Consider the following 20633-nt stretch of genomic DNA (forward strand, 5'->3'; position numbering starts at 1 on the left):
ACTTACAGCCCCAGCCGCTCCCGGGTGGCTGCCGTCACCCGGCCCTCCTCGTCCCAGCCGCGCAGCTGGTAGTACTCGGCCAGCATCTGCGCCAGGGCGGAAGTCTTGCCTCTGGCCGGTCCTTCAGGCATAGGTTCTGTCAGGAGGCGCGGCGCCAGGGTATCATCGGCCTTAGTCAGCCCGGCGGCAAAGTTAAAGAGCCGCTCCAGGTTGAAGATACGCTCGCCGACAAGAAGGCCGCTCTCCTCAGTGTAGGGCACGCCGGTAGCCGGGGCCAGCATGCCGGCGACATCCGGCGCTCCCAGGGCAAAGGTGGTGAAGAGGCACATGCCGCTGGCATCCACCAGGGCGGTAAGGTCCTGGAAGGCTTTCACCAGGGCCGCCTTCCCTTCAGCAGAAAGAGGGTCAGCCTGCACCGGTATGCCCATCACCTCCGCGGCGACGGTATAGCCCCGCACGTGACAGCCGCCGCGGTTGGAGGTGGCATAATTCAGGCCGATGCCCTGGATGGCCCGCGGGTCATAGGCCGGGTATTCCTGCTTCTTGCTGCTCATGGAGAGCTCCGGGTGGCCGTAACGCTCGGCCAGGCGGTAAGAACCCTCGGCCAGGAGGTCGCCGATGCCTTCGCGGTAACCCACCTTGCGCGCTGTTTCTACCAGCACGGCGGCGTTACCAAATTCTAGAGGCAATTCGGTATCCTGCGCCGGCAGGTAGCCCTTCTCATAAAGTTCCATGGCGCAGGCCAGGGTAGAGCCAAAGGTAATGGGGTCATAGCCCAGCTCATTGGCCAGGAAGTTGGCTTTGGTCACCGCCGCCAGGTCGTCAATACCGCAGTCGGCGCCCATGGACCAGAGGGCCTCGTACTCCGGCCCTTCACCGTGGCCGGCAAAAGGACCTCCGGGAACCAGAGTGGCGCGGCCGCAGGCGATGGGGCAGGCCAGGCAGCCCTTCTTGCGTACCAGGTAACTTTCTGCCAGGGCCTCGCCGCTGATTTTGGCCGCCCCGGCAAAGACGCCCGTCTGAAAATTGCGGGTCGGGAGTCCGCCATGGGCGTTGATGACATTGACCAGCACGGCGGTACCGTAGGCCGGCAGGCCGCCGTGGGTAACGTCATTGGCCTTAATCTTGGCCAGGGCCGCCAGGACCGCCTCCCGGAAGGCCGGCCCGTCCGCAACCTTAACACCGCCGTGGCCGCGGACAGCGATGGCCTTCAGGTTCTTCGAGCCCATGACGGCGCCCACGCCCGAACGGCCGGCAGCCCGGTGCTTGTCATTGATAACGCAGGCAAAGCGCACCAGCTTCTCCCCTGCCGGGCCGATGCAGGCCACCCTGGCATTGGGGCAGGTGGCTGCTTTGATAGCGTCTTCCGTTTCGTGGGTATTTTTGCCCCACAGCTCCCCGGCCGGCCGCAGTTCGCAAGCACCATCTTCAATCCAGAGGTAAACAGGTTCGGCGGCCTTCCCCTCCAAAATAATCCCGTCAAAGCCCGCATATTTCAGCTCGCCGCCAAAATAACCGCCGGAGCTGGAGGCGGCAATGGCTCCCGTAAGGGGCGATTTAGTAACGACGTTATAACGGCTGCCGGAAATGGCCGCCGTCCCGGTTAAGGGACCGGTCATGAAAATGAGCTTGTTTTGCGGTGCCAACGGGTCGACGCCGGGATCGACCTCGTCATAAAGAATCTTGCTGGCCAGTCCCCGGGCGCCAACATAATCCCGGGCCAAAACCGGATCAAGCTTCTCCACCTTGCACTCGCCGCTGCTTAAATCAACCCGCAGCAATTGACCAACCCAGCCGTACATCTTAGCCCACCTCCCGTAGAGCAGCCTGGACCCTGCGGGCTATTTGTTGCCGCTTGCTCAATGCCTGGCCGGCCGGTTCTTTATACTCCAGGGCTCCCCAGGGACAGTTAAGGACACACTCCGGTTCGCCCCCGCAGAGATCACACTTGACTACCTTTTGCTCGGACACCGAATAATCTGTTCCGCCAAAAGGACAGGCCATGATACACATGCGGCAGCCTATGCAGCGATCTTCGTTGATCACCACGGCATTTGTTTTGCCGTCGCGGCTGATGGCTCCGGCCGGACAGACGGCCTGGCAGGCCGGCTCATCGCAATGCTGGCAGACTACCGGCAGGTAATAATCATCATCAAGGAAGGCTGCCACCGACAGCCGAGCCGCAGCCGGGTTGAATGCACCGGTATGTTTGAAGGAGCATGCCAGCTCACAGCGGCGGCAGGCAGTACATTTTTCCTGATCGACCACCAGAAGCTTCGCCAAAATTATTCCTCCCTTCGGTATTTAGCATATAAATGCGACATCTCAGCTTAAAATCTAAATCTCCCACCTCCCGTATAACATGGTAGAGGAAAGGTGCGGTAGTTTATTCTGCCGTAGGGTCACTACTGCGGACCGGCCCGGTGGTCAGGTCGCCCGGCCCGGAAAAACCTGCGCCAAACAAAAAGGTACTCTTACCTATTTCTAAGAGTACCTTCCTTTGCCCAATAGCAGGTCAAGGGATTGCTCCCCGGCCCTGACGTTTGCCCTTCCCGGAGGGAAGCGGCAACTCGGAAGCAACTTTTCCAGTTGTTAGATATGTATTTCGCCATCCGATAAAAAAATCCTGCCAACCGGATAAAAATTAATTTAAAAATTCAATCTGCCCCCCTGTTAGACTGCCGATCTGCACCAGGGACTCCACGCGAATGCCCTGCTCCCGTAAAGTCTCGCCGCCGCTCTGGAAGACCTTTTCAATAACAGTACCGATGCCCACCAGGGTGGCCCCGGCCTGGTCGATAATCTTTAACAGTCCCCGGGCCGCCTCCCCGGAAGCCAGGAAATCATCAATAATCAACACCCGGTCCTCCGGTCCCAGGTAGCTACCGGCCACTACTATGTCTATGACCTCCTCTTTGGTAAAAGAACGCACCCGGCCGCAGTAAGTATCGCCATCCATGGTGGAAGGTTGCTTTTTCTTAGCAAAAACCACCGGTACCCGGAGGCTCAAACCTGTCATGAGGGCTACAGCTATCCCCGAGGCTTCCACCGTCAGGACCTTGGTAATACCGGTACCGGCAAAGCGGCGGGCAAACTCCTTGCCCACCTCCAGCATCAATACCGGATCAATCTGATGGTTTAAGAAGGAATCCACTTTAAGAATATCTTCGGAAATGACCCGCCCTTCCTGGCGGATTTTTTCTTTTAACAGTTCGACCACTGACAAAGCTACCTTGCTCCTCCCCCTGTTCTTTAAACGGTAGTAAGATAAGGCTATTATAACGTAAGCCGGGCCAAAAGAGAAGGTTGCTCGGCAGGAAAAGCCGGGTAAAAGCAACGATCATTGCTGGAGTTGAATAAAGCCTTGTTACCTGCCTGTAAGCTTGATATAATTATCCAGAACGCCAGCAGATACCAGCAGGTAGAAGCCCACCTGAGGAGGAGATACCCGCCTTGGAGAATCTTTTAGCGCCCATTTTTCATGCCATTACGGAGTTCATTGCCAGCCTCGGCTATACAGGTATTGCCATAGGTATGGCCATTGAAAGCGCCTGCATACCTCTCCCCAGCGAAATAATCCTGCCATTTGGTGGTTACCTGGTAAGCACCGGCCAGCTCAATTTCTGGGGAACCGTCCTGGCCGGTACCATTGGCGGTACCATTGGTTCCATTGTCGCCTACTTTGTGGGGCTCCGGGGCGGCCGCCCTTTTTTAAAAAAATATGGCCGCTATGTCTTTTTCTCCGAAAAAGAATTCGCCGTAGCAGAAAAGTGGTTTCAACGCTACGGCGAAGCAACCGTTTTTTTTACCAGGCTGATGCCCGTTATCCGGACTTTTATTTCCCTGCCGGCCGGCATTGCCGCCATGCCCTTCGTCCGCTTTGTCATTTATACCTTTCTGGGCTCCCTGCCCTGGTCCATCCTCCTGGTCTATGCCGGCCGTGAGTTAGGGGCCAGCTGGGAAGCCCTGGGCTCTATTTTCCACCGCTTCGATGCGGTTATCGTCGCGGGCCTTATCCTGCTAGTGTTCCTTTACTGGCGGCGGCACCGGAACCGGTAGGGTAATCTTAATACCCTGATAGGTATAACTATCTATCCGGTAGCGCAATTCCATGGCCGCCATAGGTGCCGGCTGCCCCCGGTAAGCAGGGGCAAAGGCCATGACGAGGTTGATGACACTCCTGACGGGTAAAAAGGTCCGGGGATTGACGTAAACTAAACCCCAGTAAGAGAAGGAGCGGATAAGTTTTTCCGGCGGGTTAAGATAGGCTGCCAGTCCCTCACCCAGGGTTGCCGGTGGTAGGAGTTCAGTAACAGGCCCAGCTGTATGCAAACGGCTATAAAAACTGATCCCCAGGACTTCCTGGCCGGCAACTTTACTTATGCCCAGGTAGCGGTAGCGTAAGTATGGAAAGATGTTTGCCGGCAGCCCCAGGTTTTGCTGCTGGCGCATCAGGAGGGTAATATCAGGAGCCAGGCTTAACCGCTCCCAGTCACCTATCTGGCCAGGAGCCTCTGCAACCCGGCGATACAGGTTGCCATTGCTAGCGACCTGTTCAATGTGCAGGGCCTTACGGCCTTCCAGTTCCAGGGCAGCAACCTGGTGCATTTGCCCCGGAAGGAGAACTTCATTGAGAACCTCTCCCTTAATTGCCAGCCGGTCTATTTCCGCCGTAACCGGCAAACCCGGCCGGCTGTGAAATTTAATACTGGCCTCCCCCCGGGTAGCAATACCCTGTTGCCTGGCCAGGGCCTGGCGACATTTATCCATTAGATCTTTGGCCCGGGGGTCAGAGTTAAAGACTTCAGCCAACCAGCCGGCGGCGGCGGTCGGCGTTAAGAAGGCCATTGGCCCCCCCGGCGGCAATAACCCCTGGCGATGGAAAAAGGCATACTGGTTGAAGCCGTAGGGTATATCGCCTGGTTGCAATTCGGTAAGGGGCGAGCTGATTTCATTGGGCAGTCCGAGTACCCGGGCTGTAAGAATAACCGCCTCCAGGTTCGTTATCTCCTGATCGGGACGTAGTTTGCCGTAGGGATAGCCATGAATCATCCCCTCCTGCCAGAGGGCTTGTAAAGCCGGGGCATACCAGCTACCGGCCGGGACGTCATCGGGCAGGTTGATGTCGCGAACTTCACTTTTAATCCGAGCTGCTGCCACCAGCATAACAGCAAATCCGCCCCGGGTTAATGCTGGTGCCCTGGCCTTTTCCGGCGGTAACAGGGCCAGAAGTGAGCTCTCCGCCGGCCCGGCCCAGGCTGTTCCCCACGGCAGCAGCATGAAAAACATGATAAGACCGGCCAAACTGGCTTTACGCATTTTTCTCCCCTCCGCTGGATTGTATTTTATTTCTTATTATACCATAATTTACCATATAGCGCCAGCAAAAAGCAGGTATCTATTAAGATACCTGCTTTTAAAATCCTCTACTTTTATCTTAGCTGAGATGCCTCGGGTAATCAGCAAAGAGGTTGCGGGCCTCTTCAAAGGTAGTATCCGGTGCCGGCAGGATAAGATCCGATTCTACCAGTTCCGTATCAGGAATGCGTATGCCCCGCCCGCGGATCAGGGACAGAACCTCCCGGAAGCTGTTATCATATTCCTCAGGGTTGCCTGCTTCAAGGGCATCCAGCAGCCTGTCATCTAGCCGGTCGAGTTCGCTCAAGGCCTCCCCTTCCAGCCGGTACTGGCCTTCCGATAAAATACGGATTATCAAGCTTTGCCCACCTCTCTCTTCAAGCGCTCCAGGTCCGCCTGGACCTGGGTGGCAGCGCCAGCCTGTTTCAGCTCCCGCTCCAGGGGGTCGGCCGGTTCCAGGGCATCTTCCAGGACCCCGGAGTTTACCAGCTCGTCAATGGCTGCCGCCCGGGCCCGCATTTGCTCTGTTTTTTCTTCGGCGCGCTGGATGGCCAGGGAGACGTCGGCCAGCTCTTCCGACAGACCGGTGGCCGCCTCGCCAATCTTGACCTGGGCCTGAGCCGCCGAATACTGGGCCTTGATTATTTCTTTCTTAGTCCGGAAGGCTTCCACTTTGGCCTGAAGCTTGGCCTCTACGGCAGCAAGTTTTGCCTGTTCCGCTTCCAGCCCTTTAATCTGTTCCTGCAGGCCATCCAGCTGCTGCTGGATGGCTGCTTTCCGCTCCAGGGCGGTAGTGGCCAGGTCCTCGCGCCCCAGCTGCAGGGCCTGGCGGGCCTGATCTTCCAGCTTTTTTTGACTGTCCTTCAACTTGACGGCCTGGAGTTCCAGACGTTTTTTGGAAGCAACGACATCAGCCAGGTTACGTTTGACGTTCTGGAGCATTTCCAGCTGACGGTTGTAGGAATACTCCAAGGTTTCCTGGGGATTTTCTACCTGATCGAGGATTTTGTTCATCTTAGATTTGAAAATTGTCGACATGCGCGACAGGATCCCCATAGTATAAAACTCCTTTCGTGGATTATACCGGGCAACCCCAGAGGGGGTACCAGCGAGTGATATCCTTTTCCCAGGGAAGTTCCTTATCCATTAAAGCCGCCAGGCGCATTTCACCAGCATTATCCCGCTTCTTATTGTGCTCATCAACGGGGATAAAGGGATAAAAAGCACCTCTCTTGTAGCTGAAAATGAGATAAAGGACCTGGTCCTTTTTTTGCAGCTTGAAAACTGCCGCCAGCAGGCGGTCGCCGGCACCCTTCTCCTTAAAATTCTGACCCGCCATGTGGGCCAGGGCGACCAGATCCTCCCAGTCACGATCGGCGAAGATGAGCCAGTGGTAGCCATATTCATCCTTTTTACTCTCGAGGCGGCCTTCCATTTCCCGGGCGGCCAGGGATACCAGTTCCTCCGTCTCTTCCTGGGTGGTGGTAAAAAAACTGTCTTCACCGGGCCGCAGGACTACCCCTGCGCGGCCGCAGGGCTGCCAGCCCAGCTCGCTTTCCAGGGTGACAATGGCCGTGCTCAGGGCGAAAAGGGGCTCCGTGCGCGCCGGTGGTACCCGGGTTCGCCCCAGGAGGGCGTCCCAGAAGCTCACCGCCATTCCTCCATTTCCCGTTCCAGTTTACGCAGGTAGGCCAGGCGGCGCTCCAGAGACGGGTGGGTAGAGAAAAGCTCCATGATGCTGTTGCTGTTTAAGGCCGGGATAATGAAGAAGGCGTTAAAGGCCTCGGCCTGGCGCAAATCCCGGTCAGGGATGCGCGCCATGCTGCTGCTGATCTTTACCAGGGCAGAGGCCAGCTGGCCCGGCGCACCGGTAAGGATGGCCGCGCCCCGGTCGGCAGCAAATTCCCGGTAACGGGACAGGGCACGAATGAGGAAGTAGCTGACCAGCCAGACCACCAGGGACACCAGGTAAACCAGCATGGTATTGTTGCGCTCGTCCCGGTCGCGGCCGCCAAAGGCGCCCCAGTAGAAAAAGTTTTGCACGATAAAGGAAGCAACGGTGGCAAAAAAGCTAGCCAGCGTCAGCACCGTCATATCCCGGTTTTTGATATGGCTCAATTCATGACCCAGGACGGCTTCCAGTTCCGGGGGATCCAGGCGTTCCAGGATCCCGGTTGTCACTGCCACGACGGCATTGGCCGGGCTGCGGCCGGTGGCAAAGGCATTGGGCATGGGAGTATCAACAATAGCTACCCTGGGTTTGGGTAAATCGGCCAGGGCGGCCAGCCTTTCCACCAGGGCATGGAGTTCCGGCGCTTCCCGGGGAGATACCTCCCTGGCACCCATGGACCAGAGAACCATGCGGTCGGAAAAGTAATACTGGACGGCCAGCATAATCCCGACAAAAATGATAATACCTGTATAACTCACCCCGGCCTGCCACAAGACGGCCAGGAAAAAGAGATACAGGGCTGCCAGTAAAAACATGGTCAAAAACATTCGCGCCGTTAAACCGGCATCGCTGCCAAGTTGGCGTCGCATAGCCACCCTCCCCCGAAATAGGAAGTCACAAGCAGTGGAGGCGGTTGATGACCGCCATGAAGAGCTCCCCAGAACATGGAATTGAACATATCACTCCCTGAGTTCCTCACGCATACGGTGGTACTCGTCGGTGGTAATTTCACCCCTTGCATAGCGTTCCTTCAATATTGCCAGGGGGTCAGGACGCAGCGCGGGCTGCTGGCCGGTGCGGCGGTTAAACAGGCTTACCAGGCCATAAACCGCCAGGACCAGGATGCCAATTAGTAACACCCACCAGACCAGCATCCAGAGGCCCATCCCCCAGTTGCCATAATATCCCCACATCATATATAATAACCTCCTCAACTATTTTTAGCAAGTTCAGGGTTGAGTTTGACATACCCCCTGCCTGTAGTTGTTTAAGTCCATCTTATTTACTGGCTTCACCTTTGTCAAGGAACTTCACTAAAACTTCAAAATTAGTATATACCGGTGGGCTGTAAATTATATCAAGTATAGCAGCGCATAAAAAGGCTCTTTCAAGGAAATTGTATTAAAAAACAAATCAATTCTTTGGAGGTGCCCTTCATGCCGCGCATTACCTGCAGCGTTAACAACTGCCATTACTGGTCCAGCGGTAACGTCTGTGACGCTTCGCAAATCCTGGTTACTTCCGATGCCATCAGCAATTCTCAACCCCAGAATGTCGATGCCCCTATGGCCGGTAGTATTTCAGCTACCCCCGTAAAGTCTTCGGCAGAAACCTGCTGCAAGACTTTCATTGCCAAGGGTTCTGCTCAAAAGAACGCCGACGGCATCACCCGCAAATAGCTGCCCGGTGAAATTATAGGCAAACGGCAGGTACACCCTGCCGTTTTTATTTTAATAGAGCATATATATTGGACCAGGGGGCCTGCTGCAACCCCGGGAATTCAACTACAAGGAGAGGGAAGCACCATGTCCGCAACTACTCCCATTATTAAACCGCCGGCCCTTCAAAAAGGCGATACGATTGGCATCATTGCTCCGGCCAGTCCCCTGCCAGACCCGGCGTACCTGGCCAGGGGGATCGACTTCTGGCTCAGCCTGGGCTACAGAGTACGTACCGGCACCCATATCAGCAAAGCCACCGGCTACCTGGCCGGCAGGGATGCCGGGCGCCTGGCCGACCTGCACCAGATGTTCCAGGACCCGGAAGTAAAGGCCATAATATGCCTCCGGGGCGGTTACGGCACCCTGCGGCTCCTGGCTGACCTCGACTACAACCTTATCCGCTACCATCCTAAAATTTTAGTGGGCTACAGCGATATTACCGCCCTGCACCTGGCCCTCAACAGAATGACCGGCCTGGTAACCTTTCATGGCCCCATGCTCTATCCCGAACTGGGCAGTAAGGCCCTCCCCCCCTATACTAGGGAAAGCCTCTGCCGGGCCCTGGCGGTTGCTTCACCCCTGGGCAGCATCCCGCCGGCGCCTGGATTACCCCCACCGGTGACCATTACTCCCGGACGGGCCGAGGGAATAGTCACCGGCGGCAACCTGTCCCTGGTAGTTGCCACCCTGGGTACACCCTTTGAAATTGACACCCGGGGGAAAATTCTTTTCATAGAAGAAGTGGATGAGGCCCCCTACCGCATCGACCGCATGCTCACCCAGCTCAAGCTGGCTCATAAACTGGAAGCTGCGGCCGGGATTGTTCTAGGTTTCTGTACCGGATGCGAAAATCCCTCTCTTCAACCCGGCCTCCTGGAAGTTATAACCGACCACCTGGCCCCCCTGGGTATTCCCTGTTTCTACGGCCTGCCCGCCGGCCACCTGGCCACCCAGGCCACCCTGCCCCTGGGTATCCGCGCCCGCCTGGATGCGGCGGCGCGTACTCTGACTTACCTGGAGGCAGCAGTAGCGCCACCCTAGTCGTGGACTTCAATTTTTCCACCCGTTAGGCTGCAGCGGCAGTTCCTTTCCCGGGGTATCCTGGGGATAGTTTGCATGATGAGCTCTCGCAGGTTCTTGCCGTTCTGGTCCATGATCTCCAGGACCTCGGCATGGCTTAAAGGAGTGGCGGAAATACCGGCCGCCATGTTGGTTACCATGGCTATAAGGCCATAGCACAGGCCCACCTCATGGGCCAGGATTACTTCGGGGACGTTGGTCATTCCCACCAGGTCCCCGCCCAGCTGCCGGATCATACGGATCTCGGCCGGGGTTTCAAAGCGGGGTCCCTCCGTACAGGCATAAACGCCGCCGTCGTGGGCTTTGATCCCCAGGGCAGCAGCCGTCTCCACGAGCAACCGCCGCAGCTCAGGGCAGTAAGGCGTGGTAAAATCCGTATGGACTACCCCCGTCTCGCCGCCTTCAAAAAAGGTATAAGTGCGGGTTTTGGTAAAATCGAGGAAATCATTGACAATGACAAAATCCCCCGGCCTGTAGTCGGGGTTGGTGGAACCGACGGCGGCCGTAGCCAGGACTCGTTCTACTTGCAACATCTTCAGGGCCCAGATGTTGGCCCGGTAATTCACCCTGTGGGGAGGTACAGTATGTTTCTCCCCATGGCGGGGCATGAAACCTATTTCCTCGCCTTGATAAGTACCGACCTTAAGCACGGCCGTACCATAAGGCGTCTCAACCCTTTCTTCCCTGATATTGCTTAAAATTCCTGGATCGTAAACCCCGGACCCTCCGATAATGGCTATGCGCACCCGGACCACGCTCCTTCCAACCTGGTATACTGTCCACTATTTAACAATTTTATCATAGAACTAGAAATACTTTAAGAGGCCACCTGCTGCCCAACCGCAAATGGCCTCTTTTTTAGCTACAATTTCTTGATGGACCCGGTTTTCAGGTCGTGGAGGAATTTCTCCCTTTCAGCAGCTATGCCTTCCCTTTCCCGCAAGATACCGCGGGCGAACTGCTCCCTCTTTTGCTCTTCTTCCTCCCCCAGGGCTTCAGCCAACCGCCGCTGCTCGTCGATTTCTCTTTCCTTATCCATATGCACGCCCGGCCTCCTTTGGGGTGAATTTTTTATATTATGCTCATCCGTCGCCCAGGGTAAACGGCTGTCACCTGCTTTCACCGGTTAGCACGCGCGGGATATTCTCTTTATACGGGGGCCTGATAATGCCTTTTTCGGTAATAATAGCGGTCACATAACGGTACGGCGTCACGTCAAAGGCCGGGTTAAAAATGTTGATGCCTTCCGGCGCCGTGGGCCGCAGGCCAAAGTGGCTGACTTCCGCCGGGTCCCTTTCTTCAATGGGAATCTGCTCACCGCTGGAAAGGCTTAAATCAAAGGTAGAAGCCGGAGCTGCTACATAAAAGGGAAGGCCGTGTTCCCTGGCCAGTATTGCCACCCCGTAGGTGCCGATTTTATTGGCCACATCGCCGTTAGCGGTAATGCGGTCGGCACCGACGATGACCGCCTGGACCAGGCCCCGGGCCATGACGGCAGCGGCCATATTATCGGTAATCAGGGTAACCGGGATACCGGCCTGGTGCAGTTCCCAGGCCGTAAGCCTTGCTCCCTGGAGAAGGGGCCGGGTTTCATCGGCAAACACTTTGAGCACCTTGCCCCGGGATGCCAGGTAATAAATAGGCGCCAGTGCCGTACCGTAGCGGGCGGTAGCCAGGGTGCCGGCATTGCAGTGGGTGAGGACGGCTTCGGCATCCTGGAGGAGGGCAGCGCCATTTTTTCCAATGGCCCGGCATGTGGCTTCATCTTCGTCGCGGATGGCCAGGGCTTCTTTTAACACCAGATCTTTCAAGGAAGAAACATCATTGGTGGTGGTGGCGGCGGCAACGGCCTTCTGAACCCGTTTCAAGGCCCAGAAAAGGTTGACCGCCGTTGGCCGGGACGAGGCCAGGTAAGCGGCAGCCTGCTTTAACTCGGTCTCAAATTCAGCCCTGTCCCTGGCCCGGGAATCCTTGATGGCCAGGTAAAGGCCCAGGGCCGCAGCTATGCCGATGGCCGGTGCCCCCCGGACCTTTAGCGTTTTAATAGCATCCCACATTTCCTCTACCGTCCGGGGCCGGATAATGACCAGCTCCTCCGGCAGGCGCGTCTGGTCAATCATTTCCACCTGGCCGTCCTGCCAGCGAATAGGCGCAACAGGTTCGTACTGCAAAAAGGACACCTCCAGGCCAGTTCTGGCTCTTTAATATTTTGCTCGTCCGGGCCGGTACAGGTTAAAACCGTAGCCCCTTTAAGGCGGCCACGTTTTCTCTCCTAACCAAGTTCTTCTACTTTTGCTGCCAGGGCTTTGACTTTAGCCACAATTTCGGGGAACATCGTGGCCCCCGGGAATATGGGGTCTTCGGCAACAGCCAGGCACTCCTCTCCTATTTTAAGGACAGCCGCATCCACGCCCATGCGCGGCCCTACCACTACCTCGGGGCTCCAGCCCCTGCATGAGGTAAAATGGCCTGGCGGAAAAAATCGTCATTGACTTTACCGATCATGCACCGGACTCCCTCTAGCTAATATAATCCGTTGTTAATAACTATTATTATAGCACACCGATGGCAAAAAAAGAGCCCGCTCCCGGGCGAGGCTCCCCTTCGATTTTTTTCCTATGCTTTTTATAAAGGCTGCACGGAAGGCAGAGGTGATTCAGGCCGTTTCTCCTGGCTCGCTGCTGCTACCGCTTGGGGTGCTGATCTTGTCCCGGCGGCCTGGTGGAGAAGGTAGTCCTCATATAGATAAACCAATTCTTTGTCGTCAAGGGAGCGCTTAAGCTGCACCGCTGCCGCCCGCACCCGTTCCAGCATGGCTGCGGCGTCATCCTGGCTCAAGGCGATGCCGTATGCGGCAAACTTTGCCTTGATGGCGGCGGTGCCGGAGTGTTTGCCGATTACAATCTGCCGCTCCAGGCCGACTTCTTCAGGCGCGAATACCTCATAAGTCCGGGGATCTTTGAGGGTGCCGTCGGCATGAATGCCTGATTCGTGGGCGAATATGTTGCTGCCGACGATCGGTTTCCAAGCAGGCAGTTGCCGCCCTGAGGCGCGGGCCACATACGCGGCGATTTCCCGTAACCTTTCCGTCTTGAAGCCGGGATCGACCCCGTGCAGGTGCTTGAGGGCCATGACCACCTCCTCCAGGGCGGCGTTCCCTGCCCTTTCCCCCAGTCCGCAGATGGTGGCATCCACCCAACCAGCACCGGCCTTGACGGCCGCCAGGGCGTTGGCCGTGGCCAGGCCGAAGTCGTTATGACCGTGAAACTCCAGTTCCAGGTCTATTTTTTCTTTCAGCCAGGCAAGACGCTCAAAGGTGGTGAACGGGTCCAGAACACCCACGGTATCGCAGTAACGCAGCCGTTCCGCCCCCAGTTCCCGGGCCAGGAAGGCAAACTCCAGCAAGAAAACGGGGTCTGCCCGGGAAGCGTCCTCCGCTCCCACTGTCACCCGCAGGCCGTGGTCCATGGCATAGAGGCAGGCCTGCCGCAAGCGCTCCAGCACCCACTGGTGACTTTGCCCCAGTTTGTACCGGATTTGAATGGGCGACACGGGAGCGGAAATATGCACATCACGTACCCCGCAGGCCAGGGAGGCGCGGATATCTTCCCATAGCATCCTGTTCCAGGTGCTGATCCGGCATTTTAAGCCCATCCTGACGATGGCCTTTATAGCCTGTTGCTCAATTTCCCCCATGGCCGGCGTGCCGGCCTCAATCTGCGCTACGCCAAGCCGGTCCAGCATCCGGGCAATGGTTACCTTTTCCTCAAGGTTAAAAGCCACCCCCGGGGCCTGCTCCCCGTCCCGCAAGGTCGTATCCACAACCCGCACCCGCATCAGCCTCACCTCCAGGGCAGGGCATAAAATCTCATCCCAGCCTCCCCGCCGCGTCCGCCCGGCAGCGCCGGCAGTGGGACATCTGGTCAATAATGGGCGACAACTTCCGGCGCAACAGGTTGACCCGCGCCGGCGGCGGTGGCAGCAGTCCGGCAAATTCCCCCTGGGGAATCAGGGGAATTATGTTCATGACATGCGCCCCGGCCGCCTTCACCGCCCGGGCCACCTCTTCCAGGTGATAGTCATTGATTCCGGGAATGAGCACGCTGTTTACTTTAACGACCATGCCCAATTCCCGGGCCTGGCGAATACCCTCATGCTGGGCCCGCCACAGCAGTTCCGCCGCGGCAGCTCCCTTGTATACCCGTCCCCGGTAAGATACGTAATCGTAAATCCGGCTGCCTACCGCCGGGGAAACGGCGTTCACCGTCACCGTCACCGCCCGCACCCCTGCTTCCCGCAGCGCCGGCAGGCTTTCGGTCAACAACAACCCGTTGGTGCTGATACATTTTATCAGCCCCGGAAAGCGGCGATGTACCAGCCGCAGGGTATGGATCGTGGCCTTATTGGCCAGGGGCTCCCCGGGACCGGCAACGCCTACCACCCGAATGCACCTGTCCCTTTCCACCAGCCGCTGCACGTGCTGCAGGGCTTCCCCAGGGGCCATCAGGTGGCTGGTCACGCCGGGTCGGTTTTCATTGGCGCAATCGTAGAGCCGGGTACAATAGCGACACTTTATGTTACAGTCCGGCGCTACCGGCAGGTGGATGCGCCCGAACCACCTGGCAGCGGCTTTGTTGTAGCATGGATGTTCCCTGGTTATCTCTTCATAGGCTGGATCTCCCATTCTCCTTTTTCCCCCTCTCCACATACCGTACATATTCAGCCATCTTTTCTTCTCCTTCTTCCCGCAAGAGCCCGTTGTTGCTCAACCGCCACACCGGCGCTCCCACCAGGGCCGCCGCTTCCCGGGCCAGATGCACAAAACCGTTGAAGCCGGCATAAGGGCTTGTTTCCTGGGGAAAGACCAGGAAGGGTATTCCCATCTTATGGGCCACAAATCTCTCCCTGGTACCCCCCACCAGCAAATCCGGCCGGTAGCGGTGCCAGAATTCCTCCAGCTCCCGCTGGTGAGCGTCATCGATCAGCGGCGTTCCCCGGCCCAGGCAGCGGCGGGATTCGGTATAATCTTCCTGACAGCCGAATTGGGAGCCGCATAAAACCACCTCCATACCCAATTCCCTGAAGGCCCCGGCCATGGAACCCATACGGGAAGCGCCAAAAAACAGGGCCACCCGTTTGCCCGCCAGGCGTCCCAGGTAAGGAAGCGCCCTCTGCCTGGTGGCTTCCGCCTCCTTTTCTACCCACGCGGCCGCCTCCGGACGGTTAAAGAAAGCAGCGATGGCCTGCAGTGCCGCCGCGGTTGCGTCCAAACCGAAAAAGGATACCTTCCGCCAGGGAATACCGAAGCGCTCCTCCATCCTCCGGGCCAGCCAGCGCCCGGTACGCCCGCAGTGGACGATGTTGAGCCGGGCCCGGTGAGCCCGGGCCAAATTTTTTACCGTTGCCCGGCCGGAAACGGCGCAGATAATATTTAAACCGAGACGCTGCAATAGCTGCTCAATTTCCTTCAAATCGCCCTGAACATCAAACTCGCCCAGGATGTTCACACTGTTTTCCAGGGGAGTCCCGGCAGAACCGCGCCCGATAAAATGCTCCAGCAGGGCTGCCGCAGCGACATCGTGCCCGTCACCCTGGCTCACCCCGCCAAAACCCGGGCAGTTGACCGGCACCACCGGCAGGCCCAGGGCAGCCGCCGCCTGTTTGCAGATCGCCTCCACGTCTTCACCGATCAGTCCTGCCGCGCAGGTAGTGTAAACCAGCACGGCTGACGACCGGGGATACAAACTTACTGCTTCCCTGATAGCCTCTTCCAGTTTTTCCCCGCCGCCGAAGATAATCTCCTTTTCTCCCAGACCGGTAGAAAACACCTTGTAATTCTTTTGTCGTACCGTCTGGCTGTAGTAGGCACAACCCACCGGCCCGTGGATGAGGTGAACCGCGTCCCTGATGGCCGCCAGCATCCAGCGGGCTCCGTAAAGCAGGCAGGCCCGCTGGGAGATCACCCCGGGTAAGGTACGCCGCTCACACGCGGGCAGGTTCGCCGGCTCCAGATGTCCGGCCCGTTCGGGCATTGTTTCAATGAGCATTTGCCTCCCTCATCTCCTTACAGCTGCTGGGTACGGTCATCCGGGTACTGGTAATCCAGCATGCTGTTGACAATTTCCGCCAGGAGCATCTCCCCACCCCGGTAACCGACAATGGGGCGTTTTTGATATCCGAAGCGGTCATAGATAGGAAAACCTACCCGCACCAGTGGTACCTGCAGCTCACGGGAGATGTCTACGGCCCGGGAATTACCGATGATCAGGTCCAGGCGCGATTGTTTTTTCAGGTACTCCTCAAACTCGAACAGGTCACCGCCGTTGATGATCAGCGGCGGTTCACCTTCATACCCTGCCTCGGCCAGGATAGCCTCTACATCGTGGACGAAGGTCTTACTGGCCGTACCACCGGCCAGGGCCACCGGCTCCATACCCATTTCCAGCACGAAGCGAGTGACACCGAGCACGATATCAGGGTCCCCCATAACAGCCACCTTTTTCATCATGGTGTGATGCAAGGTGTCGGCCAGGGAATCAACCAAACGTCCCCTTTCCTCTAAGAGGCTCCGGGGGATGGGTTTTCCGGTTATTTCCCGCAACGCTTTTAAAAAGGCATCGGTGCCCTGTACTCCCACCGGCGGCGGCCCCACCACGGCACGCACGCCGTATTTGCGCTCCAGGTAGCGGGCCCCGGCCTGGCCGGCGTGGGGCTGCAGGGCAAAGGTGGCCAGCGAATTGGCCATATCTTTAATTTCCTCTACCTCAGTGCCGCCGGGAGCCCAGTAGGGGACGGACGTTGGCGGCTCCAGGGGAGCGTCCAGGGTATCGGAAATATCAAAGAGCACTATCGCTTCTATACCCATGTGGCGCAGCAGGTGTTTGATCTCCCGGATATCGCCCGGGTAGAGCAGGCCGGGGATGATATTTACCTTGCCGTTGGGCTCCCCTCTGGTGGTAGCCAGGGTCTCCACAAAGGCACGGGAGGCGCGGTCATAACCTTCCACGTGGGACCCGGCAAAGCTGGGGGTGTTAACCAGCACGATGGGGATCTGGTCCGCTTTTTCCGCCCCGATCTCTTTGCGCAGGTTGGCCCTGGCCATTTTGATAAAGCTGACCATATCGTCGCCGATAATCTCGCTGGAACAGGTGGTCACTACACCAATCAACTCCGGCCAGTAACGTACCACCAGGTTGCGAATGCCCTCCACCAGGTTGCGCCGGCCGCCAAAAACCGCTGCATCCTCATGGAAGGAGGCGGTGGCGATAACGGCCGGTTCTTTAAAAATACGGCTGAAAGTATAGCGCACGTAGGTGGTACAACCCTGGGCGCCCTGGACAAAGGGAACTGCCTTTTTTACTCCCAGCACCGCCCACATGGCTCCCAGGGGCATACAAGTACGGTTGGGATTGATCACCACACTCCTGCTCGTGGAGGGGATCAGCTCTGCCGGCCGCTCACAATACTCCGGCGTGGCCGGGACTTTGGCGATTTTTATCTGATCGTAAGGTATGCCTGCAATTGGAATTTCCTTTAGCTGCATGCCCTTCCCCCCTCGTCTTTTAATGGAGCACCGTCAAGGCCCCACTGGAATTGCCAAACCGGTGCATAAAGGGCCTGGTAAATATCCCGGGCGAAATTAACCATACCGACAAAGCCGGCGTAAGGACCTTTTTCATAAGAATGGGAGTTTACCGTAGGAATACCCATCTTGCGCGCGATATACTTTTCTTTTAGTCCCGTTAAAAACAGGTCCGGTTTTTCGCTCTTTAGCATCTCTTCGATTTCAAACTCGTTGGGGTTGTCGATAACCAGCATTCCCTCCGGCGCCCGGGCGTTGATCTTTTCATAGTCGTCTTGGTGGGCAAAGGTGCAGGCGACGGCCACCACGGTCATCCCCAGTTCCTCCATCAGCTTGATCCAGTGCCAGACCCGCGGCCCGCCAACGTAAATGGCCACCCGCTTGCCCTTTAACTTTTCCCGGTAGAAAGCCAGGCTCTTCTCTACCCGCTTCATTTCTTCAGCAATTACCTCCTCGGCCCGCTCCTCCAGGCCAAAGAAGGCGGCCGTTTTCCGCAGCGCTTCCGCAGTCTGTTTAATCCCGAAAAGGGAGACGCGAATAAAGGGAATGTTAAACCCGTCTGCAAGCATGTGGGCGATATACTCGGCCGAACGCTGGCAGTGCACCACGTTTAATTTTACGTCGGGCATCTTGACCAGGTTTTCGATGCGCTCGTTACCGCTAAAAACGGCTGCAACGCGCACGCCGATTTTTTCAAAGAGGGGCTTCACCACCTTTAAATCCCAGTCCATGTTGTACTCGCCAATCAGGCAGATGTCATAGGGCGTTTTTTCTTCTTCGCTCATTTTCAGCTCCGGCCGGCGCTCCCTTAACTGCCGTATCTGCCGGTAAAACTGGGTGTTAAAATCGTGGTGACCTTTTGACTGGCTCACCCCGGAGCAACCAGGTGATTCGGAAGTGAAGATCAGCTTGCCGGTTTCCTTCTCAACCTGCCGGGCTATCGCCTGCACGTCGTCGCCGATCAGGCCGGTGGTGCAGGTGGTAAAAATAATCAGGCCCTTTGCTTCAGGGAAGAGCCGGATGGCGTCCAGGCAGGCCCGTTCCAGCTTTTTCATGCCTCCAAAAACAACGTCTTTTTCCTGCATGTCGGTACACACGCAGTAGCGGCGGTTGAAGGCAACATTGGTCAGGCGAGTGGGCGTAGCCCAGAGATAAAAGTCGGACAGATGGCGCCGCGTACCCCAAGTGTACCAGGCACAACCTACGGGCGCATGAACCAGTTGGATGACGTCGGCAATTGGTCCGCCTACGACCCCGCGGGCACCGGCAAAAGCACACCCCCGCTCGGTCATATCCCCGGGAAGGGTGGCGATATTACAGGCCGGAATTATGGATTTCTCCTTTTCGGTGCGGTAAATATGCTTATCCCGCTCGGGAATCGTTTCGTTGCACTTCATTTTTACCATCGGCATGATGTTCTTCTTCCCCCCTAACGGAAAATATCCCCTACCCTCTCAATCAGATGGCCGTCTCTCCCTTTTCCCCCGTGCGTATACGTACTACTTCCTCAACAGGACATATAAAGATACGCCCGTCGCCAATCTGGCCGGTACGGTTGATTTTGATGATTGCCGCCACAACCAGGGACACGTCTTGATCGTCTACCACCAGGGAAAGCATCCTTTTGGGCACGTATTTCATCCCACCCTCCTGGTTTTGCAGTTCGGGGCTGACGGTGAAGGCTACTTCCCCAAGAATGCCTTTCTGCTTACCCCGCCCGACTACCTTGCAGGCGGTCATACCCGGAAAACCTAACACGTCAAGGGCTTTTTTGGTAGCGTTAATTTTATTGGGCCTGATGATGGCAACTATTTCTTTCAAGGAGATCACCCTTTCCCTACAGCCCGGCGGAACCTGTCCGTACGGTGTAGGCTTCTTCCACCGGTGTGACAAAGATTTTGCCGTCACCGAAGTTTCCGGTATGGGCTGACCTGGTAATGATCGCTACCACTTCTTCCACCTGGCTGTCTTCCACTACCAGCATGATCATTACTTTGGGCAGTTCGTCGTAGTAGATACTGCCCATATGAATACCTCTTTGTTTACCCCGCCCGACCACATCCATTTTGGTCAGGGCCACGTATCCGGCTTCAGCCAGGGCATCTACCACTTCTTCGCTTTTTTCGGGACGAATGATAGCCCGGAGCATTTTCATAGCTATAACCCCCGTATATAAATTTTCATCTTCTCTTGAGGCTTCCGGTTTTTAGTCCAGCAGCCCGAATTTGACCACCAGGTTCTCCATTTCGTCCATGGTCATCGGTTGCGGAATGACGAACATATCGTTATCAATGATTTTTCTGGCCAGCTCTTTGTACTCCCGGGCCTGGTTGCAATCCGGATCGAACTGGGTCACCGTCTGGCGGTTAAATTCCGCTTTCTGGACGATATTGTCCCGGGGAATAAAGTGGAGCATCCGGGTACCGATGCGAGAACAAAACTCTTCCATCAATTCCCTCTCCCCATCAACGTTACGGCTGTTGCAGATGATACCCCCCAGCCTGACGCCGCTCTGTTCGGCATACTTGACCATACCGCGACAGATATTATTGGCGGCATAAAGAGCCATCATTTCCCCCGAGGCCACAATGTAGATCTCCTGGGCCTTACCTTCACGCACCGGCATAGCAAAACCGCCGCAGACAACGTCACCCAGTACGTCGAAAAAGATGAAATCCAGGTCCGGTGTATAAGCACCCAGCTCTTCCATCAAACTGATGGCCGTGATTACACCCCTGCCGGCACAACCGACGCCCGGTTCCGGCCCTCCGGACTCGACGCACTTGATCCCGCAAAACCCGGTCTTTACTACCCGGTCGACGGTCACCGCATCTTCTCCGAACTCCCGCAGGGTATCCATCACCGTCTCCTGCGGCTTGCCGCCGAGAATCAACCGTGTGCAATCCGCCTTGGGATCGCAACCGTGAATCAAGACTTTTTTCCCATAGAAGTAGGCAAGGGCGGCAGCGGTATTTTGCTGGGTGGTGGATTTGCCAATCCCACCCTTTCCGTAAATGGCAATTTTTCTGGTCATAATCAACCCTCCATATTTATTGTTTTTAATGCAAAATCCTAAACCTGCATTTGTTTATACACCCCAGCCGCTGCAGTTTCCATGCCTGCTGTAACGGCTGAAGATGACCTGTATCTTATCGTCCGGCCGGACTTTCCTGCAAAACGTAAAAAGGGTGCTTTTCCTGGAGCAGCTTTGCTCCTTTAA

24 protein-coding genes are annotated in these 20633 nt (G+C 56.7%); 3 read left to right on the forward strand and 21 right to left on the reverse strand.

The window, feature by feature from the left end:
- Window positions 1–2: 2 nt before the first annotated feature.
- The 3 genes from FLZ89_RS04120 to FLZ89_RS04130 form a co-directional block, all read right to left on the reverse strand.
- Entirely contained in the window at window positions 3–1802 is a 1800-nt protein-coding gene (locus tag FLZ89_RS04120) for an aldehyde ferredoxin oxidoreductase family protein (protein ID WP_141304464.1), read from the reverse strand.
- Between the two features lies 1 nt (window position 1803).
- Complete coding sequence (locus FLZ89_RS04125) at window positions 1804–2283, reverse strand: 4Fe-4S dicluster domain-containing protein (RefSeq protein WP_141263930.1); 480 nt, start codon at window positions 2281–2283, stop codon at window positions 1804–1806.
- Window positions 2284–2644: 361 nt separating this feature from the next.
- Window positions 2645–3226 carry a xanthine phosphoribosyltransferase gene (locus FLZ89_RS04130; RefSeq protein ID WP_373995600.1) on the reverse strand — a complete coding sequence of 194 codons (582 nt, stop codon included), beginning with the start codon at window positions 3224–3226 and terminating at the stop codon, window positions 2645–2647.
- Window positions 3227–3453: 227 nt separating this feature from the next.
- Between FLZ89_RS04130 and FLZ89_RS04135 the strand changes: the two genes are divergently transcribed.
- Window positions 3454–4059, forward strand: a complete 606-nt coding sequence (locus tag FLZ89_RS04135; RefSeq protein WP_253256405.1) for a DedA family protein — start codon at window positions 3454–3456, stop codon at window positions 4057–4059.
- On the opposite strand, the gene FLZ89_RS04140 is transcribed toward FLZ89_RS04135, so the two are convergent.
- The 6 genes from FLZ89_RS04140 to FLZ89_RS04165 all read right to left on the reverse strand — a co-directional run bounded on the left by FLZ89_RS04140 (window position 4021) and on the right by FLZ89_RS04165 (window position 8226).
- On the reverse strand, window positions 4021–5319 hold the full coding sequence (locus FLZ89_RS04140; RefSeq protein ID WP_141304466.1) for an S-layer homology domain-containing protein: 1299 nt from the start codon (window positions 5317–5319) through the stop codon (window positions 4021–4023). The two genes, FLZ89_RS04135 and FLZ89_RS04140, sit on opposite strands and share 39 nt — an antisense overlap.
- A 118-nt stretch (window positions 5320–5437) precedes the next feature.
- Window positions 5438–5716 carry a PspA-associated protein PspAA gene (gene pspAA, locus FLZ89_RS04145; RefSeq protein WP_141263927.1) on the reverse strand — a complete coding sequence of 93 codons (279 nt, stop codon included), beginning with the start codon at window positions 5714–5716 and terminating at the stop codon, window positions 5438–5440.
- The gene (locus FLZ89_RS04150; protein WP_141304467.1) at window positions 5713–6414 is read right to left on the reverse strand and encodes a PspA/IM30 family protein; all 702 of its coding nucleotides are present in this window, start codon (window positions 6412–6414) and stop codon (window positions 5713–5715) included. Before FLZ89_RS04150 ends, pspAA begins: the two co-directional genes overlap by 4 nt.
- A 22-nt stretch (window positions 6415–6436) precedes the next feature.
- Window positions 6437–7009, reverse strand: coding sequence for a PspA-associated protein PspAB (gene pspAB, locus FLZ89_RS04155; protein ID WP_141263925.1), 573 nt, complete (start codon window positions 7007–7009; stop codon window positions 6437–6439).
- Window positions 7006–7899 (reverse strand): zinc metalloprotease HtpX, encoded by an 894-nt coding sequence (gene htpX / locus FLZ89_RS04160; RefSeq protein ID WP_141263924.1) that lies wholly within the window; start codon window positions 7897–7899, stop codon window positions 7006–7008. Before htpX ends, pspAB begins: the two co-directional genes overlap by 4 nt.
- A gap of 90 nt (window positions 7900–7989) precedes the next feature.
- Window positions 7990–8226, reverse strand: coding sequence for an SHOCT domain-containing protein (locus tag FLZ89_RS04165; RefSeq protein ID WP_141263923.1), 237 nt, complete (start codon window positions 8224–8226; stop codon window positions 7990–7992).
- 240 nt (window positions 8227–8466) lie between these two features.
- Between FLZ89_RS04165 and FLZ89_RS04170 the strand changes: the two genes are divergently transcribed.
- Both FLZ89_RS04170 and FLZ89_RS04175 read left to right on the forward strand, forming a co-directional pair.
- Window positions 8467–8709: a DUF1540 domain-containing protein gene (locus FLZ89_RS04170; RefSeq protein ID WP_141304468.1), complete on the forward strand. Its 243-nt coding sequence runs from the start codon at window positions 8467–8469 to the stop codon at window positions 8707–8709.
- A gap of 126 nt (window positions 8710–8835) precedes the next feature.
- Window positions 8836–9792 carry a S66 peptidase family protein gene (locus FLZ89_RS04175; RefSeq protein WP_141304469.1) on the forward strand — a complete coding sequence of 319 codons (957 nt, stop codon included), beginning with the start codon at window positions 8836–8838 and terminating at the stop codon, window positions 9790–9792.
- On the opposite strand, the gene mtnP is transcribed toward FLZ89_RS04175, so the two are convergent.
- From mtnP to nifH, 12 genes are all read right to left on the reverse strand, one after another.
- Window positions 9789–10577 carry an S-methyl-5'-thioadenosine phosphorylase gene (mtnP, locus tag FLZ89_RS04180; RefSeq protein WP_141263920.1) on the reverse strand — a complete coding sequence of 263 codons (789 nt, stop codon included), beginning with the start codon at window positions 10575–10577 and terminating at the stop codon, window positions 9789–9791. The two genes, FLZ89_RS04175 and mtnP, sit on opposite strands and share 4 nt — an antisense overlap.
- A 116-nt stretch (window positions 10578–10693) precedes the next feature.
- Window positions 10694–10870, reverse strand: a complete 177-nt coding sequence (locus FLZ89_RS15585) for a hypothetical protein (protein ID WP_172613439.1) — start codon at window positions 10868–10870, stop codon at window positions 10694–10696.
- A 70-nt stretch (window positions 10871–10940) separates the two neighbouring features.
- Window positions 10941–12002, reverse strand: coding sequence for an S-methyl-5-thioribose-1-phosphate isomerase (gene mtnA, locus FLZ89_RS04185; RefSeq protein WP_253256406.1), 1062 nt, complete (start codon window positions 12000–12002; stop codon window positions 10941–10943).
- A 101-nt stretch (window positions 12003–12103) separates the two neighbouring features.
- Window positions 12104–12262: a hypothetical protein gene (locus FLZ89_RS15900; RefSeq protein WP_216363838.1), complete on the reverse strand. Its 159-nt coding sequence runs from the start codon at window positions 12260–12262 to the stop codon at window positions 12104–12106.
- A 194-nt stretch (window positions 12263–12456) separates the two neighbouring features.
- Window positions 12457–13668, reverse strand: coding sequence for a homocitrate synthase (gene nifV / locus FLZ89_RS04195; RefSeq protein ID WP_141304470.1), 1212 nt, complete (start codon window positions 13666–13668; stop codon window positions 12457–12459).
- A gap of 31 nt (window positions 13669–13699) precedes the next feature.
- The gene (locus FLZ89_RS04200) at window positions 13700–14515 is read right to left on the reverse strand and encodes a radical SAM protein (RefSeq protein WP_141304471.1); all 816 of its coding nucleotides are present in this window, start codon (window positions 14513–14515) and stop codon (window positions 13700–13702) included.
- Window positions 14496–15878, reverse strand: coding sequence for a nitrogenase component 1 (locus FLZ89_RS04205; protein WP_141304472.1), 1383 nt, complete (start codon window positions 15876–15878; stop codon window positions 14496–14498). Before FLZ89_RS04205 ends, FLZ89_RS04200 begins: the two co-directional genes overlap by 20 nt.
- A gap of 17 nt (window positions 15879–15895) precedes the next feature.
- Window positions 15896–17374, reverse strand: a complete 1479-nt coding sequence (locus FLZ89_RS04210) for a nitrogenase component 1 (protein ID WP_141304473.1) — start codon at window positions 17372–17374, stop codon at window positions 15896–15898.
- The gene (locus FLZ89_RS04215; protein ID WP_054936571.1) at window positions 17365–18825 is read right to left on the reverse strand and encodes a nitrogenase component I subunit alpha; all 1461 of its coding nucleotides are present in this window, start codon (window positions 18823–18825) and stop codon (window positions 17365–17367) included. Before FLZ89_RS04215 ends, FLZ89_RS04210 begins: the two co-directional genes overlap by 10 nt.
- 46 nt (window positions 18826–18871) lie before the next feature.
- Complete coding sequence (locus FLZ89_RS04220; protein WP_172613440.1) at window positions 18872–19234, reverse strand: P-II family nitrogen regulator; 363 nt, start codon at window positions 19232–19234, stop codon at window positions 18872–18874.
- A 16-nt stretch (window positions 19235–19250) separates the two neighbouring features.
- Complete coding sequence (locus FLZ89_RS04225) at window positions 19251–19568, reverse strand: P-II family nitrogen regulator (protein WP_054936573.1); 318 nt, start codon at window positions 19566–19568, stop codon at window positions 19251–19253.
- A 51-nt stretch (window positions 19569–19619) separates the two neighbouring features.
- Window positions 19620–20447 carry a nitrogenase iron protein gene (nifH, locus tag FLZ89_RS04230; RefSeq protein ID WP_141304474.1) on the reverse strand — a complete coding sequence of 276 codons (828 nt, stop codon included), beginning with the start codon at window positions 20445–20447 and terminating at the stop codon, window positions 19620–19622.
- Window positions 20448–20633: the final 186 nt, after the last annotated feature.

Origin of the sequence: Moorella sp. E306M (genome assembly GCF_006538385.1) — a bacterium.
Taxonomy (GTDB): domain Bacteria; phylum Bacillota; class DSM-521; order Neomoorellales; family Neomoorellaceae; genus Neomoorella.

Bases quoted from the DNA above. Each gene is read 5' to 3' on its own strand.
- FLZ89_RS04120 (WP_141304464.1), bottom strand. From the start codon at position 1,802: ATGTACGGCTGGGTTGGTCAATTGCTGCGGGTTGATTTAAGCAGCGGC.
- FLZ89_RS04140 (WP_141304466.1), bottom strand. From the start codon at position 5,319: ATGCGTAAAGCCAGTTTGGCCGGTCTTATCATGTTTTTCATGCTGCTG.
- FLZ89_RS04150 (WP_141304467.1), bottom strand. From the start codon at position 6,414: ATGGGGATCCTGTCGCGCATGTCGACAATTTTCAAATCTAAGATGAAC.
- htpX (WP_141263924.1), bottom strand. From the start codon at position 7,899: ATGCGACGCCAACTTGGCAGCGATGCCGGTTTAACGGCGCGAATGTTT.
- FLZ89_RS04165 (WP_141263923.1), bottom strand. From the start codon at position 8,226: ATGATGTGGGGATATTATGGCAACTGGGGGATGGGCCTCTGGATGCTG.
- FLZ89_RS04170 (WP_141304468.1), top strand. From the start codon at position 8,467: ATGCCGCGCATTACCTGCAGCGTTAACAACTGCCATTACTGGTCCAGC.
- FLZ89_RS04175 (WP_141304469.1), top strand. From the start codon at position 8,836: ATGTCCGCAACTACTCCCATTATTAAACCGCCGGCCCTTCAAAAAGGC.
- FLZ89_RS15585 (WP_172613439.1), bottom strand. From the start codon at position 10,870: ATGGATAAGGAAAGAGAAATCGACGAGCAGCGGCGGTTGGCTGAAGCC.
- nifV (WP_141304470.1), bottom strand. From the start codon at position 13,668: ATGCGGGTGCGGGTTGTGGATACGACCTTGCGGGACGGGGAGCAGGCC.
- FLZ89_RS04200 (WP_141304471.1), bottom strand. From the start codon at position 14,515: ATGGGAGATCCAGCCTATGAAGAGATAACCAGGGAACATCCATGCTAC.
- FLZ89_RS04205 (WP_141304472.1), bottom strand. From the start codon at position 15,878: ATGCTCATTGAAACAATGCCCGAACGGGCCGGACATCTGGAGCCGGCG.
- FLZ89_RS04210 (WP_141304473.1), bottom strand. From the start codon at position 17,374: ATGCAGCTAAAGGAAATTCCAATTGCAGGCATACCTTACGATCAGATA.
- FLZ89_RS04215 (WP_054936571.1), bottom strand. From the start codon at position 18,825: ATGCCGATGGTAAAAATGAAGTGCAACGAAACGATTCCCGAGCGGGAT.
- FLZ89_RS04225 (WP_054936573.1), bottom strand. From the start codon at position 19,568: ATGAAAATGCTCCGGGCTATCATTCGTCCCGAAAAAAGCGAAGAAGTG.
- nifH (WP_141304474.1), bottom strand. From the start codon at position 20,447: ATGACCAGAAAAATTGCCATTTACGGAAAGGGTGGGATTGGCAAATCC.